Here is a 16,727-nt window from a genome sequence, read left to right as displayed (position 1 = left end):
GGAGGATTTCGCAGTGGAGTTTTCGGGCAGGACAGCGCTGATCACCGGCGGCGCCACGGGCATCGGCCTTGCTACCGCACGGCTTCTGGCACGCGGCGGCGCAACGGTGGCGCTCATCAACCATCAGGAAAGCGACCTTGACGCCGCACGCAAGACGCTGGCCGGCGAAGGCCTCGACGCCATCGCCCTCGTCGCCGACGTGTCCGACGAGGCCTCGATGACAGAAGCCTTCCAGACGCTGGACGCCAGGGCCGGCCCCTTGCGGATGATGGTCTGCAGCGCCGCAATCCAGCCCTTCGGCACCGTGGAGGCCATGGCGCCGGCCGAATGGGACAGGGTCCAGTCCATCAACCTCAACGGCGCCTATCTCGCCTCCCACCTTGCCGTGCCGCGGATGCGCGCGGCCGGCGGCGGCGCCATCGTCCATCTGGCTTCCGTACAGGCAACGGCAACGCAGGCCCGCATTGCCGCCTACTCCACCTCCAAGGCCGCCATCCTCGGTCTCGTCCGCGCCATGGCGGTGGACCATGCGCCGGACAACATCCGCGTCAACGCCGTCTCCCCAGGCTGCATCGACGCGCCGATGACCCGCTACAGCGCCTCCCAGAACGCCGCCCCCGAAGACCAGGACGCGCTGGTCGCCCATTGGGGTGCGGCCCAGCCGCTCGGCCGCCCCGGCCGCCCCGACGAAGTGGCCGAAATGATTGCCTTCCTCCTCAGCGACAAAGCAAGCTTCTGCAGTGGCGCCGACTACAAGGTCGACGGCGGCCTCCTCGCCAAGCTCGGCGTTGTCCTGCCCGACTGAGCACCGTCCGGCACGGCCGCCGGTGGGCGGGCGGGTCAAGGGCGCCGCAGGCGGGCGCAGCCTTCACCCTTGACGCGCCCGCGCACCGGCCAAAGCTCGCCCCAGGGGATCAGAACAGCCGGTCGCGAAGCGCCCGTCTGATCTGACCCCTGCCACGTGGCGAACGGGAGGAGCGCGAGGGGGAACCCCTCGCACCGGCAAGTAACAAAAGCCGGCGCAACGCGCCGCCCGTCCCTAGTTCAGCCGCGCGCCGCTTTCGGCATCGAACAGGTGCAGCTTGGCGGGGTCGAACGCGAACCCCACGTCAGCCCCTTCGGCAAAGTCGGGACGATCCAGCGTCAGCGCAGTGACCCGCACCCCATTCGCCTCGCCGTGGACGAGGCTGGTGAGCCCGGTGTGCTCCACCAGCGTGGCCGTTGCGGCGATGACGCCGTCTGCGCCCGGCTCGGCGAGGGTCACGTCCTCCGGCCGCACGCCTACCGTCACAGTTTTTGCAGCGGGGAGCGCTTCCGCCAGGGTCAGCACTGTGCCGGAAGCCAGCCTCAGCGTTTTACCCTCGACCGTCCCGCCGATGAAATTCATCATCGGTGCGCCGATGAAGCCCGCCACGAAGGTGTTTGCCGGCCGGTCGTACAGCTCCAGCGGCGTGCCGACCTGCTGGACGATCCCGTCGTGCATCGCGACGATCCGGTCCGCCATGGTCATCGCCTCGATCTGGTCGTGCGTCACGTAGATGGAGGTGGCGCCGAGCCGCTTGTGGAGCTGGCGGATCTCCGCGCGCATCTCTTCACGCAGCCGCGCATCGAGGTTGGAGAGCGGCTCGTCGAACAAAAAGGCGGAGGGTTCGCGCACGATGGCGCGGCCCATGGCGACGCGCTGCCGCTGCCCGCCCGACAGTGCCTTCGGCCGCCGCGCCAGATAGGCGTTCAGCCCCAGAATGCGGGATGCGCCGGCCACCGCCGTCTCGATGGTCTCCTTCGCGGCGCGCTTGAGGCGCAGCGAATAGCTCATGTTATCGGCGACATTCATGTGCGGGTAGAGCGCGTAGGACTGGAAGACCATGGCGATGTCCCGCTCGCGCGGCGCCAGGTCGTTCACGATGCGCTCGCCGATGCGGATGGTGCCGGCGGAAATCTCCTCGAGCCCCGCGATCATCCGCAAAAGCGTGGACTTGCCGCAGCCGGACGGGCCGACCAGCACGATGAACTCCCCGTCCGCCACATCAAGGTCGACGCCATGGAGCACATCGACGTTGCCGTAGCGCTTGCGCGCGCCTTCGATTGCGATGGTTGCCATGGATCTATCCCTTCACGGCGCCGGCCGTCAGGCCCTGCACCAGGTAGCGCTGGATGAATGCGAAAAAGAGACACGCCGGGATCAGCGCCAGCACGCCCGCCGCCATCATCTGCCCGAAATCGACCGAGAATTTTGACACGAACGAGAGGAGCCCCACGGGGAAGGTCATCGTGTCGGTGGAGTTGATCAGCATCAGCGCGAACAAAAGCTCCGACCATGCCGCGGTGAAAACGAAGCCCAAGGTTGCCGCGATCCCCGGCAGGGTCAGCGGCAGGACGATGCGGCGGAACGCGCCGAAGCGGGTGTCGCCGTCAATCATCGCAGCTTCTTCGAGGTCCTTGGGGATGCCGTCGAAGAAGGACTGCATCAGGAAGGTCGCGAATGGTACGTTGAACGCCACGTAGACGATGATGAGACCGGTGAGCGTGTCGGTGAGCCCGAGCGGCTGCATCAGGCGGAACATCGGTGCGATCAGCATGACGATGGGGAACATCTGCGTCATCAGCATCAGCGCGGTGATGATGAGCTTGCCGCGGAAGCGGAAGCGCGAGAACGCATAGCCCGCCGCCGCCGCCACAACGGTGACGATCAGCGCCGTGGAGCCCGACACGATCACCGAGTTCAGGAAGAACAGCGGAAAATCGCTTTTTGTCAGCACGAAGACGTAGTTGGCCCAGGTGGTTGCCGACGGCCACATGCGGATCCCCTCCGAATAAAGGAGATCGTTGGGCGTGACCGACACTTTCAGGAGCCAGAACAGCGGAAACAGCGCAAAGCCGAGATAGAACGCGATCGCGGTGTATTTCAGCGACCAGAACAGCACCCGGCCGGGCAGTGAGCGGCGTCCTCCGATCATGACGGCTCCCTCAGCATCATCCGGCGCAAGGTGATGATCGCCAGCGCGTAAAGCATCAGGAGGACGAGGAGCACCAGCGCGATGGCCGACGCATAGCCGAAGTCGAGCCGCCGGTAGGCCTGCGTGAAGATGTAGCTCGCGACGATCTGCGTGGTGTCCGCCGGCCCGCCGCCGGTCATCACGACAATGAGGTCGGCGAAATTGGCGATCCAGATGGTGCGCAGCATCACGGTGATGGCGATGGTGGGCGCCAGGAACGGCAGCGTGAGGTCGGTGAAGCGGCGCCAGGCGCCTGCCCCGTCGATGGCGGCGGCCTCGTAAAGCTCGTCCGGGATCGACTGGAGGGCGGCCAAGAGCGTGATCGCAAAAAACGGCACGCCGTACCAGACGTTGGCGGTGATCGGCCCCCACATGGCAAGGTCGGGGTCCGCAAGGATGTTGCGCGGCGTGTCGAGGATGCCGAGTGCTGCCATCCAGTGCGGCAGCGGGCCGACAACGGGGTTGAACAGCCACGCCCAGTCGAGGCCGGTGAGGAATGTCGGCACCGCCCAGGGCAGGAACACCAGCGCCTGGACGATCTTGCGGCCCGGAAACGCGTCGCGCAGCAGGAGCGCAAGGCCAAGGCCCATCAGGAACTGGATGAACACCGAGCCGAACGTCCACCACACGGTGTTGACGAGGGCCCGGCCGAAGTTGGCGTCCCCGGCAAGCTCGCGGAAGTTTTCAAGGCCGACGTAGCCGCCGGAAAACGGGTTGAGAAGTTCGATGTTGCGGAAAGCGTAGGAGACGCCCACCGCAAGGGGCACCAGCATAACCGCCACGATGAGGATGACTGCAGGCGCCGTATAGAAATACGCCTCCAGCCGGGTGAACACCCCGCGCCGCCGACGTGGCAGCGGCGCGGCATTGGCGGCGGCGGTCAACGCCGCCGCCTCATCGTGGCGATGGTCATGTCAGTCCTTACTTCGACGACTGGTACTGCTGCTGCGACTTGGTGAGCGTCTCGGCCCACTCCTTCGCCATGTCCTCGACCGTGCGGCGGCCAAGCAGAGCCTCCTGGCTGGTGCGCGGTACGATGGAGTCGGCAAAGAACGCGAACTCCGGCAGGTAGGTGGGCATGGAGGTCGGGCTGACGTCGGGGTCGGACAGCTCCTCGAACCAGCCGGCGAACTGCGGGCCGGAATAGAACTCGTCGCTCTCGGCGGCCGTGTAGATCGGCAGCGCGCCGATCCGCTTGTTCCAGGTGATGTTGGCCTCTTCGCTCTCAAGGTGCTGGATCAGCTTCCAGGCGAGGTCCTTTTCCTCGCTGTCGGCGAACATCGACCAGCCGGCGTAACCGATGGTCGGGAACGCCTTGCCGTCCGGCCCCTTGGGGAACGGCGCGACACCGAAGGCATCGCCGTCCATCCGCTCGGCAATGGCGATCAGCGCATCGGGGTCCTGGTCCAGCATCGCGCAGGTGCCGGAATAGAAGCCGCCGACGATCTCGTTGAAGCCCCAGTTGATGGAATCCTCAGGGGCGAGCTTGTCCTTGTAGAGGTCGGCCAGGAAACTCATGCCCTTCACCCAGCCCTCGCTGTCGAGGTTGGAGGTGCCGTCCTCGGCAAAGTAGTTGTCCGCGCCGTTCATGGTGGCGCCGAACATCATCCAGCCGTTAAGACCGCCGGGGCCACCGCGCAGGCAGTAGCCGTACTTGCCATCGAGTGCGGAAACCTTCTCGGCGGCGGCGCGGAATTCTTCCAGCGTCTTGGGCGGACCGTCGACGCCGGCCTCCGCGAACAGCTCCTTGTTGTAGAACATTGCGCGCAGATAGAAGCCGTAGGGCAGCATGTACGCGGTGTCGTCGTAGGCGCGGGCGAACTCAAGCGCCCGGTCGTTAAGGCCGGAGGCGGCGTCCCAATCCTTGATGTAGGGTTCGAGGCTCTCCAGCGCGTTGTTGCTGGCGTAAAGGGAGAGCCAGCGGTCGGGCATTTCCACCACGTCGGGGGTCTGCCCGGCGGACACCATCGTGGCGAACTTCTCGAACGCCTGGCCCCATGGCAGCGAGGTGATTTCCACCGTCACGCCGGGGTTGGCTGCCTCGAACTCGTCCACCATCGTCTGCAGCGTCTCGGTGCGCTGCGGGCTGGTGATGACTTCCACCAGCTCCAGCGTCTGCGCCGAAACTGCGGCGGTGCCGGCGCCCAGCGCAAGCGCTGCTGCGGCGGTAAGCGTCAGAAATTTCATGATCTCTCCCCTTTTGTTGATTGGGTGATGGTCGCGCCTTCGAGCGCCTGCGACAGGTCGGCCCAAAGCGCATCCGTGCCTTCGAGGCCGATGTGCAGGCGCACCATCCGCTCCGGCACGCCGAAGGCGAATGTCGGGTTCGGCCCGCCCACCTGAACGCGGGTGACAAGCGCCGGACACACAAGGCTCTCGTGCCCGCCCCACGACACGCCGAGCTTGAAGAGCCGCAACCCGTCGCAGAACGCCTTGATGTCCACGGTCTCCTCCAGCTCGATGGAGAAGAGCCCGGATGTGCCTTCCAGCCCCGGCGACAGCGGCCCGGCCAGACGCGGGTGGTGCACACGGCTGACCGCAGGGTGCGCTGCCAGCCGCTCCGCGATGGTGAGGGCGGCGCGCTCATGCTCGGCAAGGCGGGTCGGCAGCGTGCGCAGGCCGCGCAGGAGCAGCCACGCCTCGAACGGTCCGAGCTTGGCGCCGAGATAAGGCAGGATCTCGCCGCGCACCTTGTTGATGCGCGCGGTCGGCCCGGCAATGACGCCCGCAACCGTATCGCTGTGGCCGGAGATGTATTTGGAGGCGGAGTGGACCACCATGTCGACGCCTAGGTCCAGCGGACGCTGGAACACCGGGGTTGCCCACGAATTGTCGGCGATGGTCACGGCACCCGCCGCCCTTGCGATGTCGGCAAGGCGGGCAAGGTCGTGGGTTTCCATCATCCAGCTGTTGGGGCTTTCAAGGTAAAGCACCTTGGCGCCGTGGACGGCCTCGGCCACGGCCCCCTCGTCCCGCCCGTCCACGTACGAAACGCTGACGCCGAAATTGTCGAGAAACGTCTCGAAGAAGCGGTAGGCGTCCGGGTAGACGTGGGTGACGCTGACGAGCCGGTCCCCCGGCCGCACGATGGAGAGGACGGCGGACGAGATCGCCGCCATGCCACTCGCCGCCGCCAGCGCGTCCTCCGCTCCCTCCAGCGCCGCGATCTTTTCTTCAAAGGCGCGCACCGTGGGGTTCATCCCGCGCGAATAGACCGGACGCGGCGCCTTGCCGGCGTAGGTCGCCATCATCGCGTCGACGTTGGGGAAGGTGAACAGCGAGGTCTGGAAGAGCGGCGGGACCACGGCATTTTCGAGGTGGGTGTCGTCGTGGGCGACGATCTCCTGCGCACGGGCCATGTTGGGCCGGGTCTGGCGGGGGTTGGTGGGGTTCATGTCGTTCATTGCGCGGCCTCCGGCCGGCTTGCGTCCGGGAGGGCGACCAGCGCCATCTCGATGAGATCCTCGCGCACGATGTCGAGGATGAGGTGGGTCTGGCGGCGCGCATCGTCGGCATCGCGCCTTGCGATGGCCTCGAACAGGGTGCGGTGCATGGGGAAGGAGCGGCGGGCAAAGTCCTCGCGGTTGAACGGCTTTGCAAAAAGCTCGTCCAGCGCGCCGCGCATCAGCTCCAGAAACTGGCCGAACAGCGGGTTTCCGCTGGCCGCGTAGATGGAGAGGTGGAAGGCAAGGTCTTCGGGCCCCGCCGTCCCCTGCGCATGGAACGCGGCTTCCATGGTCGTCAGCTTGTCCTCGATGCCGGCGATGGTGGACGCGCTCGCCCGCTCCGAGGCCAGCGCCGCAGCCTCCGCCTCCAGCCCGCGGCGGACTTCCACGAGGCGCAGGAAATCGTCGCGCTCTGCCTCGATGGCGAGCGGCATGACGAGGGTGTGCTGGGTGATCGGCCGGCGCAGGTACGTCCCGCTGCCGTGCCGGACTTCGAGAACGCCGACCGCGGCCAGCCGCCCGATGGCCTCGCGCAGCGAAGAGCGGCCGACGGAAAGCTCGGCCATGAGGCGCCGCTCGCCGGGGAGCTGCGCACCGACGGCAAGGTCCGACGCTGCGAGGAAATCCCTCAGCGCCGTGATGCTGCCGTCCCGCTCGCCCAACGCTCTGCTTGCCACAAAGGCCCTTCCCTCAAGAGGTCAGACCAGTTTGCAAACTTCCGCGCCGCTGTCCAGCGACGCGTGCATTCATTCCTGTACGTTCACCGTGATTTTCATCTCTTCCATCGCGTGGCAGTGAATCACGAAAGTTCCCGGCTCCACGACCTTGAAGTCGTAATGGTCGCCATGCTGCATTCCGGTCAGATCGAAAGTATGCGCTTCGTCAGTGGCATAGAGGTCGTGTTTGGCGTCGGTTTCGTCCTCGTGCGTGATCTCGATAGTATCTCCGACGTGCGCTTCGATGTTGTAAACGGACGCTTTTCCTGCTTCGAGCACGATTTTATGGGAATCGGCTGCAAGTGCCGCACTGCCCACAAACATCGTTCCAACAGCTGCAATAATGATGGCACGCATTTTCAAGTTCTCCCGTTGTTAATTGCCACCGCAGGATAGCACGGGATGCAGTCACTTTCCGTCCGACCTCGGTCAATTCAGAAGCCGGGAGGCAACGACCCGAAATCAGCTTGTCTTGGAGAGGAGAAATGCCGCGGAGCCACCGCCGATTGCATCGGGCGATACAGTGTCGTCCTTCAGCGCCACGCCCGAATGGCCGCGGGACAGCGCCTCGCTGACGAGATAGTGCGCGCGGTAGGCGGCCTGTGGATAGGCGAGCCCCTCCGGCCGCACGTTGGAGATGCAATTGCGCTCCGCATCGGAGCGACCGGGCCGCGGCCCGTGAGTGATGTAGATGCCGAGGCTGTCGCTGGCCGAAAGTCCCGGCCGCTCGCCGATCAGCATCAGCACCAGATCCGCCCCCAAGGCCGCGCCGACCGCATCGCCCACCGCAACGCGCCCCTCGGTGACGATGGTGAGCGGGCCGACCGTGATGCCATCCGCCGAAAACCGCGGCAGGAGATCGGCGAGGAGCGGCGCGGCGTGCGCGGAGACGGCGCGGGCGGACAGGCCGTCGCAGATCACCACCGCGACATTGCACGGCGCGGGGGCGAGGCTCGCCCTGCCCGCCGCGCTCAGCTTGCGGCCAAGGTCCGGCCGCTTGAGGTAGGTGGTCCGGTCCGGCGCCTCGGTGGTCACGGCTGCAACGCCGGGGAAGCTCTCCGCCAGCGCCTCGGCCAATGCGTCCGCATCCAGCGCCTCGTGAACCGCTGTGCGGGCGGCGGCGTGGGCGGCCTGGAACTCCAGCGCCCGGTCGGTGGGAAGCGACACGCCGGTGCGGCCAAGGCCGATCCGTGCAGCGGTGAAACGGCGAAGGGTCCGCCAGGCATCGGGCTCGCTCATAGGCTCAGGCGGCCGCCTGCTCGATGGCCCGCGCAAAGGCGCCCTGGCGCCCGTCCGTCAGCCTGAACGCACCGTCCCCGCGCATGATCCCCGCCTCCTCCAGCCATGTCTCGAACTCGGGTGCAGGGCGCAGGCCAAGCGCGCGGCGAAGGTAAAGTGCATCGTGGAACGAGGTGGTCTGGTAGTTCAGCATGATGTCGTCCGACCCCGGAATGCCCATGATGAACGTGACGCCGGCAGCGCCCAGAACGGTCATCAGCGTGTCCATGTCGTTCTGGTCGGCCTCGGCGTGGTTGGTGTAGCAGACGTCACACCCCATCGGCACGCCGAGGATCTTGCCGCAGAAATGATCTTCAAGACCCGCCCGGATGATCTCGCGACCGTCGTACAGATATTCCGGCCCGATGAAGCCGACCACGGTGTTGACCAGAAGCGGATCGTAGGCGCGCGCCACCGCATAGGCCCGCGCCTCCAGCGTCTGCTGGTCGACGCCGTGGTGCGCGTTCGCGGACAGGCACGACCCCTGCCCCGTTTCAAAATACATGACGTTGTTGCCCACCGTGCCGCGATTCAGCGACAGCGCCGCCTCCCGCCCCTCGCGCAAGGTCTCCAGCCCGAACCCGAAGCTGCGGTTGGCCGCCTCCGTCCCGGCAATGGACTGGAACACCAGATCCACCGGTGCCCCCGCCTCGATTGCAGCAATGGTGGTGGTGACGTGAGACAGAACGCAGGACTGGGTGGGAATCGCGTAGGTGTTGATGATCTCGTCGAGCAGTTTGAGGAGGCCCGCGACAGCGGCGGTGTTGTCGGACGCCGGGTTGACGCCGATCACCGCATCGCCGCCGGCATACATCAGCCCGTCCAGCGTGGACGCTGCGACCCCGCCCGGATCGTCGTTCGGGTGGTTGGGCTGGATGCGGGTCGACAGCCGGCCCCTGAGGCCGATGGTGTCCCTGAAGGCCGTGGTCACCTCCACCTTTCTGGCGGCGAGGATGAGGTCCTGATTGCGGCTGATCTTGGCCACGGCGGCCACCATTTCCGGCGTCAGCCCCGGTGCCAGCGCGGCAAGCGTTGCGGTGTCCACCGCGTCGGACAGGAGATGGTCGCGCAGGCCGCCCACCGTGAGGCCGGCCACGGGCGCAAACGCCCCGGAATCATGGGTGTCGATGATGAGGCGCGTCACGTCGTCGTCTTCGTAGGGGACGACGGCCTCCGTCAGGAACGTGGCGAGGGGCACGTCGGCCAGCGCGATCTGGGCTGCGGCGCGCTGCTGCTCGCTTTCCGCCGCGACCCCGGCCAGCGCATCGCCGGAGCGCTGGGGCGTCGCCTTCGCCATCAACGCGGCCAGACCGTCAAAATTGTGCCGCTCGCCAGCGACCGTTGCGCGATAGCTCATTGCCACGTCTCGCCTTATGATGTGCCCGCCTTAGTTTGCCCATGACGGCAACGATGGTAAAGACGCGCGCAGCCCTGCCGTTCGGCGCCGTCACGCTCCGCTCACCTCTTTGCGTTAACCCGCTGGCGTCCGTTGCGCCGCGAAGGAAGGACCGCTGATGGCCGACGTCGCCGACCGCGCCGAGCAGACAGAGGATGAAATCGACGACGCTGTCGTCGCTGAAGTGTCCGCGCTCGTCGAGAATGGCGACGCTGAGACGCTGAAAACGCTCGTGGCTGACTTCCACGAGTCGGATGTGGCTGAGCTCATCTCCCGCCTCGGCGTCGACCTGCGGGTGGAGTTCGTGCGGCTCCTTGGCGATGCGTTCGACTTCACCGCCCTCACCGAGCTTGAAGATGCGGCGCGCAACCAGATCCTGTCGGAGCTGGAACCCAAGGCTGTCGCCGAGGGTATCGCCGAGCTGGATTCGGACGACGCGGTCTACATTCTGGAAGATCTCGAGGACGAGCAGTCCGAGGCGATCCTGGCGCAGCTGCCCTTTGCGATGCGCCACCGCCTCAAGCGCTCGCTCGACTTTCCGGAGGAAACCGCCGGCCGGCGGATGCAGACGGACTTTGTGGCGATGCCGCCCTTCTGGACGGTGGGCCAGGTGATCGACGCGCTGCGCGAAGAAGAGGACCTGCCCGACAATTTCACCCAGATCTTCGTCGTCGATGCCACCTTCCGGCTGATGGGCACCGTGGCGCTCGACCGCCTGCTGCGCACCCGGCGCCCGGTGAAGATCACCGAGATCATGGATGACGAGCCGCGGACCATCAAGGCGGAGGAGGACCAGGAAGAGGCCGCGCGCATCTTCCAGCGCTACAACCTCCTCTCCGCCGCCGTGGTGGACGAGGCCGACCGCCTCGTCGGCATGCTCACCATCGACGATATTGTCGACGTCATCGAGCAGGAAGCGGACGAGGACATCCGCGCGCTGGCCGGTGCCGGTGACGCCGAGCTTTCCGATACCCCCTTCTACGTCGCCAGGACCCGCATCCCGTGGCTGATGATCAACATGGTCACGGCGTTCCTGGCGTCGGGAGTCATTGCGCTGTTCGATGCCACCATCTCGGCCATGGTGGCGCTTGCGATCCTGATGCCGGTGGTGACGGCGCTGGGGGGCAACGCCGGCATTCAGGCAATGACGGTGACCGTGCGCGCCATCTCCCAGCGGCAGATCAACAAGCGCAACGTGCTGAAGGTGATCGGCCGGGAAATTCTGGTGGCGATGATGAACGGCACCGCCGTTGCGGTCTGCGTCGGAATTGTCGCGTTTGCGTGGTTCGGCAGCATCGACCTCGGGGTGGTGATTGCGGTTGCCATCGTCTTCAACATCATCTGCGCGGGGATGTTCGGCGCCGCGCTGCCGATGCTGCTGGACAAGCTGGGGGCCGACCCCGCCGTCGCCTCCTCGGTGTTCCTCACCACGCTGACGGACGTGATCGGCTTCTTCGCCTTTCTCGCCATTGCGCAGTGGTGGTTCGCGCTGGCCTGACGACCGCTCAGCCGAGTTCGGCGGCGGGTTGCAGCAGACCAGCGACCGCACCGCCCGGCTCCTGCACAATCGCGAACTGCCCGACACCGGCCACCTCGAACGGGGGACGGATGGTGCGCCCGCCGGTCCGGTCCGACGCTGCGACCGCGGCTTCGATGTCGTCCACCGCGAGGTACGTCATCCAGTGCGGCTCGACGCCGGGGCTGTCCAGAGCCGCAAGGTCCATGATCCCGCAGACCGGAACGTCTCCCAGCATGGCCATGGTGTAGGTAAAGCCGTCCATCGGCTGGTCGGTGAAGGTCCACCCGCAGACGGCGCCGTAGTGAGCCTTGGTGGCCGCAACGTCCCGCGTGACACACTCCGACCAGCACACTGTTCCGTGACTCATTTGACCGTTTCCCTGAAACGCCGCCCCGCGCCGGGCCGCTCCCACACAGCCTGCCTTAAATTCAGCCGCCTTGAAAGGTTCAGCGTTCTGGCCGAAGCACCTATGTATGCCCGATCGATCAAGGATGACGGCCCATGATGAAGCTGCTGCGCTTTCGCGATCTGGAGTATTTTATCGCGATTGCCGAACATGGGAGTTTTTCGCGTGCGGCGGAGGCGTGTGGCATCTCCCAGCCCACCCTGTCGGCCCAGCTGAGGCGGATGGAGGAGCTGCTCGGACTGACGCTGGTGGAGCGGCGCCATGGGGCGGCCACCGTCACCGCCGAGGGTTCGGAGGTGTTGTCCGCCGCGCGCGAAATCATGGATTCGTTTTACCGCGTGCAGCGCACCACGTCCGGCGACGGCATTCTGCTCGGCCGCCCGGTGCGCTTCGGCGTGCTGCCGACCATTGCGCCCTATTTCGCGCCGCGCTTTCTCGGGATGCTGGCCGCACTCAACGAAGACTCCAACATCGACTTTGTGGAGGACAAGACCGACGCGCTGGAGCTTGCCGTGGGCGGCGACAGCCTGGACTTTGCCATCACCGCAACGCTGCCGCGCGTGCAATCGCTCGTTGCGCTGCCGCTGGCCGAAGAGCGGCTGGTGGCGGTCTCCACCGCGCCGCTGCCCTCGCCTGCCACCGTCGACGACCTCACCGGGCCGCTCCTTCTGATGCAGGAGGGGCACTGCTTTCGCGAGGTGGTGAGCGAGGCAATCCGGCGTGCCCGCGCCCGTGACCTCGAAGCGCTGACGACGCGGATCGGCCCGTCCTCGTTCGCGACGTTGCTGTCGCTGGTGCGCTCGGGCATGGGGCAGACGATCATGCCCGAGCCGTTTGTGCGGGAGAACCACGCGGCGATGGCGGGGCTTCACACCGCGCTTCTGGAGCCGGCCGGCGAAGGGCGGCAGTTGCAGCTCATCGTACGCCGCGGCCGCGAACGCTACCGCGACGTCCAGCGCCTCGCCGACGCATCGATGCGCGCGCTTCTGCCGGACGCTGCGGCGGCGTGAGGTTTTTGGGCGAGCCAGTGCGGGCGCGAACAGGTTTCGGCGCTGTGGCCGGGCCTACTCGCAATTGCAGGAAGCGCGCGATCCGCATTGAACCCGTGCCAGCGGCGAGCCGCCGACCAAGCCATGGCAAGGCCGATGGAGGTGGTCTTCAGCGACGACCAGAGCACCGCCTTATGCAAACGGCCGCGACGTCGTTCAGCGTCGCGGCCCGTGCAGGTAGGATCAAAGTCTTCCGGTCATGTACTGGGCCTCACCATTGGCGAAACTCCAGTCGCCGACGCCGTTGGGAGTGACGGCGACGAAAAGGTCGGTCTGCGCGATGCCGCAGTTGCTCTTTAACCGGTCGGCGAGAAGGCGGTAGAATTTCTTTTTCATCTCGGGCGTGCGCGGCGAGGTGAACACATGGACGATCGTGACCTTGTCGGTCCGCTCGAATCCCAATCCCGTATCCTTGGCGATCAGCCGACCCGGCTTGTGCTCGGTGACGATCTGGTAGCGGTCGCTGTCGGGAACTTCGAATGCATCGACGGCACAGGATTGAACCGTATCCAGCATGGTTTCGATCTCGGCGTCGCTACGGCCTTCAAGGATGTCGATTCGGATGAGTGGCACAGATTTTACCTTTTTATTTAACGTATCCCGATAACGACAACTATGCTTCGTAGGTTCCGCTGTTATCAGCCATGCAAAAAGAACAGCCGGCTCGAACTCTCGGAAGCTGATTGAGAATTGCGGTCAGTGGCTGATGTATCGGAGGAGCAGGCCACCCATCGCGACATGAATCATGACGTCGACGCGCTCTTCAAGATCGTGGATGAGGCGACGCCAGCGGGTCATTCAGCTTCAGGTGCGGCCGGCCACCCGACGCCTCGGCAAGACCACGCCGGGATCACCGGCAATCCGGCGCACGATCTCGATCAAAGCCTTGAACCCCGCCTTCTCTGTCAGCTGTCATCGGCGACATCGGCGAACAAGCGCTTTAGCCCACGCCGCCGCTTGCGGATCGCATCGGGGATGTGCTGTGCGCCGGCGCTGTCCGAGATATCGGCTGGGGTGAGGTTGACCATCAACAGGCCACCGTCGGTGTCGACGGCAATGTGGCGCTCGCGGCCGGTGATCTTCCTGGCGCCATCGAAACCGCGGAAGGCGCCTGCTGCGTGACGGCTGCCGGCTGCGGCGGCTTCATATCCCATGCGCACACACTCTCCGACCGACCAGATTTTTCCGGCATGGTCGCCAGCGCTCTTCAATAACAGGCCGACTCGGGCGCTCAAGGTTGACGCTCGGACACCGTCCTTTTCGCGCGCTGTGGGATCAGCGTCCTAGAATCAAGGAACGATATGTCGGTGATCCCGTTGGTTTGGTGAAGACGAAACAAGGAGCTTACATGCGCTTTCTCACAGCCACCGCAGCCGCGCTGATCTTTGCCGCGACTCCGGCACTCTCGCAGCAGGCCGCACCGACCAGCACGACGGCAATGACGGAAGCCGACTACGCACAGCTTATCCGGACCCGCGACATCACGGGCGGCCCGATCTACACGACCAATGAAGCCCATGACGAAGGTTCCTGGGGCCGTGACGGCGACACCATCTGGGGCTGGTCCGAATATGACGGCGTTGGCGCTGACTGGAACAAGATCGGCGAAATCGAAGACATCATTCTCGATCGTTCGGGCAAGATGGTCGGCGTCGTGGCCGAAGTCGGCGGTTTCCTCGACATTGGCGACAAGCACGTGATGATCCGCGTGGGCGACCTCGATCTCGTCCCGATCGACGACGGGACCTTCAGCCTCATTACGCGCTACAACGAGGAGCAGCTCGAGGAGCTGCCGAGCGTCGACGAAGGTTTCTGGGACTGATCTGTATCGCCTGATTGGTGATGGTTCGATTTTCCAGAGAAAATTGAACCTTGATGGAAAGGCCCGCCTCGGGAAACCGGGGCGGGTCTTTTCCGTTTTCCAGCTTGATGGGCTCAGGAAGATCCCGGCCCAGTACCCGGCTGGAACTGAAAGGGCGCCGAAGTGCCTTCACAAGGAGTTTGCCTTGGCTCGACGCTTTGGACGCACGGGGGCGATCCCGCGCCGTTACCGGCCGGGCTGGGAAAGGCGGGACGCGGTTGCGGCTCGCTTGAAATTAAAAAATGAGCCGCAACCGCGTCCCATCCTTTCGGCTTTTTGCGGGTGGTGGCGGTAACGGCCGGCCGGTTTCCCGGCTGCTGCCTCCGGTGCCTTGGCTCGGGCGTCTTGTTGCCCGTCCTTGCTTTCGTCCTCCGCCCGCGACGGCGGAAACTGGACGCGCACGCGGCCTCGCGGGCCGGCCGGTTTCCCGGCACGGCAGACAGCACACCCGGTCCACCGCGAGTTGTTGGGTCCGTTAAGCCCCGTCCCTCACGGCAACCGAAGCCCCTGGCTCTCGCAGCGGACGGTCCGGCACGCCTCCCTTGAGCCAGGCGACGGGAGGGAGTTTAGGGGCGCTGTGGGGGGCGGGGATAAGTTTTCCGTGTCGGCGGCGAGCGACCGGACACAATGGCAACAAATGTTGTCAATGTGGGCGCCCGGCGCCTATGTTGACTGGACGTGCCAGAGGAGTCCGTCATGCCCCGCCTTTCGATCGACATCAGCGCCCACGAACACCACCAGCTGAAAGCGATGGCCGCGCTGAAGGGCCTCAGCATCAAGGACTATGTGTTGAGCCGTGCTCTGGTCGACATGCCTTCGCCGGAGACGATGACCGACGCCGAGGCACTGGCGGCCTTGAAGGCGCTGCTCAGCCCCCGCCTTGCCGAGGCCGATGCCGGCGATCTGGTGACGACGAGCGCCGACGACATCAAGAGCGAGGGACGACGTCCTCACGTGGTGTAAAAGCGGATCCCTTCCGATTTGGATCAATTTTGCGATAAAGAAGATCGAGGCCGGCAGCCAAAGTGAGTTAATCAAAAATGAATAATCAGTACCTCTTAAGTATATCAAAGGGCGCTGACGCAGTTACTAACATAGTCGCCCTTAAAAAATATGGACAAGACGAATCCGTTAAAATTAAAGAATCTTCTAGAGCGGTATGCGCATCGTACAACCTTTTAAAGGTCGTGAATTACCTTGATTCTAATATAGATGACTTCCATCGCGCTGCTATCGCGTTAGCCGAAAACCAGATTAGTCAAAATAATCTAGTAAGCACACAAGTTTTTGACATGGCAACAGATTTCGAAAGGATTTTACTAAATATATCAGCATCATTTTACACGCTTATTAACCAGCAATCCAAAGCAATTTCTGCAGATTTTGGCCGAGAGTCGATTGAACACAAACGTTGGCTAGAATTTAAAGACAAACTTCGTGAAAATTTTGAATGCTATGACACTCTTTGGCAAATTAGATCATACATCGAGCACGAATCGATGCCAGACATCAAGCATTCAGTGCAGATAAAAATCGGATCGCAGGTTGATATTTCCGTGGATGTGGAAAAAATACTTAGTAATAATCACCTTTCAGGACGAAAAAAACGTCGGCACTCGAGATCTTCTTCCGGATCTTATATATCTGCAATTGCGATATTTAATGAAGCCTTAGAAATATCTAACCTAATTGCCGGTTTCATTGCCGTGACCCGATCAAATACATTTGAAACGCAGGCAAATACCCTAATAGATCTACGGAAAGAGTTCAGTTTGGAGCCTTCTGATAGCGTTGCACTAGTCGATGAGAGCGAATTGCCTAGTCCCGCAGCAGGTAAATTAAACTTAAATTTGTTCAACCTACCTCTACCGTGGGCGCAACGGCTAGTAGAGTTAACAGCTGCAGGAAGGGCCAACGACTGGATAGGGGGCGCAAACTCATAGCGGTTATGAAATATGTCAACTACGCCCGCACCCGGAAACAACGCTCAGACACTTGCTTAGCCAACGGAACCCTTCTCCCTCCCACCCCGTTGATGGGGAAAGGGCCCGCACTCAGCA

General features: G+C 64.1%; 17 protein-coding genes and 1 pseudogene. 6 read left to right on the top strand and 12 right to left on the bottom strand.

Annotation, left to right across the window (positions count from 1 at the left end; genetic code table 11):
- Window positions 1-13 precede the first annotated feature (13 nt).
- Window positions 14-805: an SDR family NAD(P)-dependent oxidoreductase gene (locus RDV64_RS16380; protein WP_309196003.1), complete on the top strand. Its 792-nt coding sequence runs from the start codon at window positions 14-16 to the stop codon at window positions 803-805.
- Between the two features lie 234 nt (window positions 806-1,039).
- On the opposite strand, the gene RDV64_RS16375 is transcribed toward RDV64_RS16380, so the two are convergent.
- The 9 genes from RDV64_RS16375 to RDV64_RS16335 form a co-directional block, all read right to left on the bottom strand.
- Window positions 1,040-2,101, bottom strand: a complete 1,062-nt coding sequence (locus tag RDV64_RS16375; RefSeq protein WP_309196002.1) for a sn-glycerol-3-phosphate ABC transporter ATP-binding protein UgpC — start codon at window positions 2,099-2,101, stop codon at window positions 1,040-1,042.
- 4 nt (window positions 2,102-2,105) lie between these two features.
- Entirely contained in the window at window positions 2,106-2,957 is an 852-nt protein-coding gene (locus tag RDV64_RS16370) for a carbohydrate ABC transporter permease (RefSeq protein ID WP_309196001.1), read from the bottom strand.
- Window positions 2,954-3,880 carry a carbohydrate ABC transporter permease gene (locus RDV64_RS16365; RefSeq protein WP_375143758.1) on the bottom strand — a complete coding sequence of 309 codons (927 nt, stop codon included), beginning with the start codon at window positions 3,878-3,880 and terminating at the stop codon, window positions 2,954-2,956. Before RDV64_RS16365 ends, RDV64_RS16370 begins: the two co-directional genes overlap by 4 nt.
- A 37-nt stretch (window positions 3,881-3,917) precedes the next feature.
- Window positions 3,918-5,183: a sugar ABC transporter substrate-binding protein gene (locus RDV64_RS16360; protein WP_309196000.1), complete on the bottom strand. Its 1,266-nt coding sequence runs from the start codon at window positions 5,181-5,183 to the stop codon at window positions 3,918-3,920.
- Entirely contained in the window at window positions 5,180-6,391 is a 1,212-nt protein-coding gene (locus RDV64_RS16355) for a PLP-dependent transferase (protein ID WP_309199527.1), read from the bottom strand. Before RDV64_RS16355 ends, RDV64_RS16360 begins: the two co-directional genes overlap by 4 nt.
- 5 nt (window positions 6,392-6,396) lie before the next feature.
- Window positions 6,397-7,119: an FCD domain-containing protein gene (locus RDV64_RS16350; RefSeq protein ID WP_309195999.1), complete on the bottom strand. Its 723-nt coding sequence runs from the start codon at window positions 7,117-7,119 to the stop codon at window positions 6,397-6,399.
- Between the two features lie 69 nt (window positions 7,120-7,188).
- Window positions 7,189-7,515: a hypothetical protein gene (locus RDV64_RS16345; RefSeq protein ID WP_309195998.1), complete on the bottom strand. Its 327-nt coding sequence runs from the start codon at window positions 7,513-7,515 to the stop codon at window positions 7,189-7,191.
- 105 nt (window positions 7,516-7,620) lie between these two features.
- Window positions 7,621-8,397, bottom strand: a complete 777-nt coding sequence (gene eutC / locus RDV64_RS16340; protein ID WP_309195997.1) for an ethanolamine ammonia-lyase subunit EutC — start codon at window positions 8,395-8,397, stop codon at window positions 7,621-7,623.
- Window positions 8,398-8,401: 4 nt separating this feature from the next.
- Window positions 8,402-9,793: an ethanolamine ammonia-lyase subunit EutB gene (locus RDV64_RS16335; RefSeq protein ID WP_309195996.1), complete on the bottom strand. Its 1,392-nt coding sequence runs from the start codon at window positions 9,791-9,793 to the stop codon at window positions 8,402-8,404.
- Between the two features lie 157 nt (window positions 9,794-9,950).
- Between RDV64_RS16335 and mgtE the strand changes: the two genes are divergently transcribed.
- Window positions 9,951-11,330 (top strand): magnesium transporter, encoded by a 1,380-nt coding sequence (gene mgtE / locus RDV64_RS16330; protein WP_309195995.1) that lies wholly within the window; start codon window positions 9,951-9,953, stop codon window positions 11,328-11,330.
- Between the two features lie 7 nt (window positions 11,331-11,337).
- On the opposite strand, the gene RDV64_RS16325 is transcribed toward mgtE, so the two are convergent.
- Window positions 11,338-11,718 (bottom strand): VOC family protein, encoded by a 381-nt coding sequence (locus RDV64_RS16325; RefSeq protein WP_309195994.1) that lies wholly within the window; start codon window positions 11,716-11,718, stop codon window positions 11,338-11,340.
- Window positions 11,719-11,852: 134 nt separating this feature from the next.
- Between RDV64_RS16325 and RDV64_RS16320 the strand changes: the two genes are divergently transcribed.
- Complete coding sequence (locus RDV64_RS16320) at window positions 11,853-12,767, top strand: LysR substrate-binding domain-containing protein (RefSeq protein WP_309195993.1); 915 nt, start codon at window positions 11,853-11,855, stop codon at window positions 12,765-12,767.
- A gap of 222 nt (window positions 12,768-12,989) precedes the next feature.
- Here the strand turns inward: RDV64_RS16320 and RDV64_RS16315 are convergent, their stop codons facing one another.
- Together RDV64_RS16315 and RDV64_RS16310 are read right to left on the bottom strand one after the other, a co-directional pair.
- Window positions 12,990-13,379, bottom strand: a complete 390-nt coding sequence (locus tag RDV64_RS16315) for a tautomerase family protein (RefSeq protein ID WP_309195992.1) — start codon at window positions 13,377-13,379, stop codon at window positions 12,990-12,992.
- A gap of 123 nt (window positions 13,380-13,502) precedes the next feature.
- A pseudogene (locus RDV64_RS16310) lies at window positions 13,503-13,909 on the bottom strand (transposase); the annotation flags it as partial.
- Window positions 13,910-14,154: 245 nt separating this feature from the next.
- Here RDV64_RS16310 and RDV64_RS16305 point away from each other — a divergent pair.
- From RDV64_RS16305 to RDV64_RS16295, 3 genes are all read left to right on the top strand, one after another.
- Window positions 14,155-14,628 (top strand): PRC-barrel domain-containing protein, encoded by a 474-nt coding sequence (locus RDV64_RS16305; RefSeq protein ID WP_309195991.1) that lies wholly within the window; start codon window positions 14,155-14,157, stop codon window positions 14,626-14,628.
- Window positions 14,629-15,363: 735 nt separating this feature from the next.
- Entirely contained in the window at window positions 15,364-15,630 is a 267-nt protein-coding gene (locus tag RDV64_RS16300) for an antitoxin (RefSeq protein ID WP_309195990.1), read from the top strand.
- Window positions 15,631-15,707: 77 nt separating this feature from the next.
- Entirely contained in the window at window positions 15,708-16,610 is a 903-nt protein-coding gene (locus tag RDV64_RS16295) for a hypothetical protein (protein ID WP_309195989.1), read from the top strand.
- Window positions 16,611-16,727 lie beyond the last annotated feature (117 nt).

Origin of the sequence: Acuticoccus sp. MNP-M23 (assembly GCF_031195445.1) — a bacterium.
Taxonomy (GTDB): Bacteria; Pseudomonadota; Alphaproteobacteria; order Rhizobiales; family Amorphaceae; genus Acuticoccus.
Note: the sequence above shows the minus strand (reverse complement) of the source record. Positions and strands in the feature narration are given on the sequence as shown.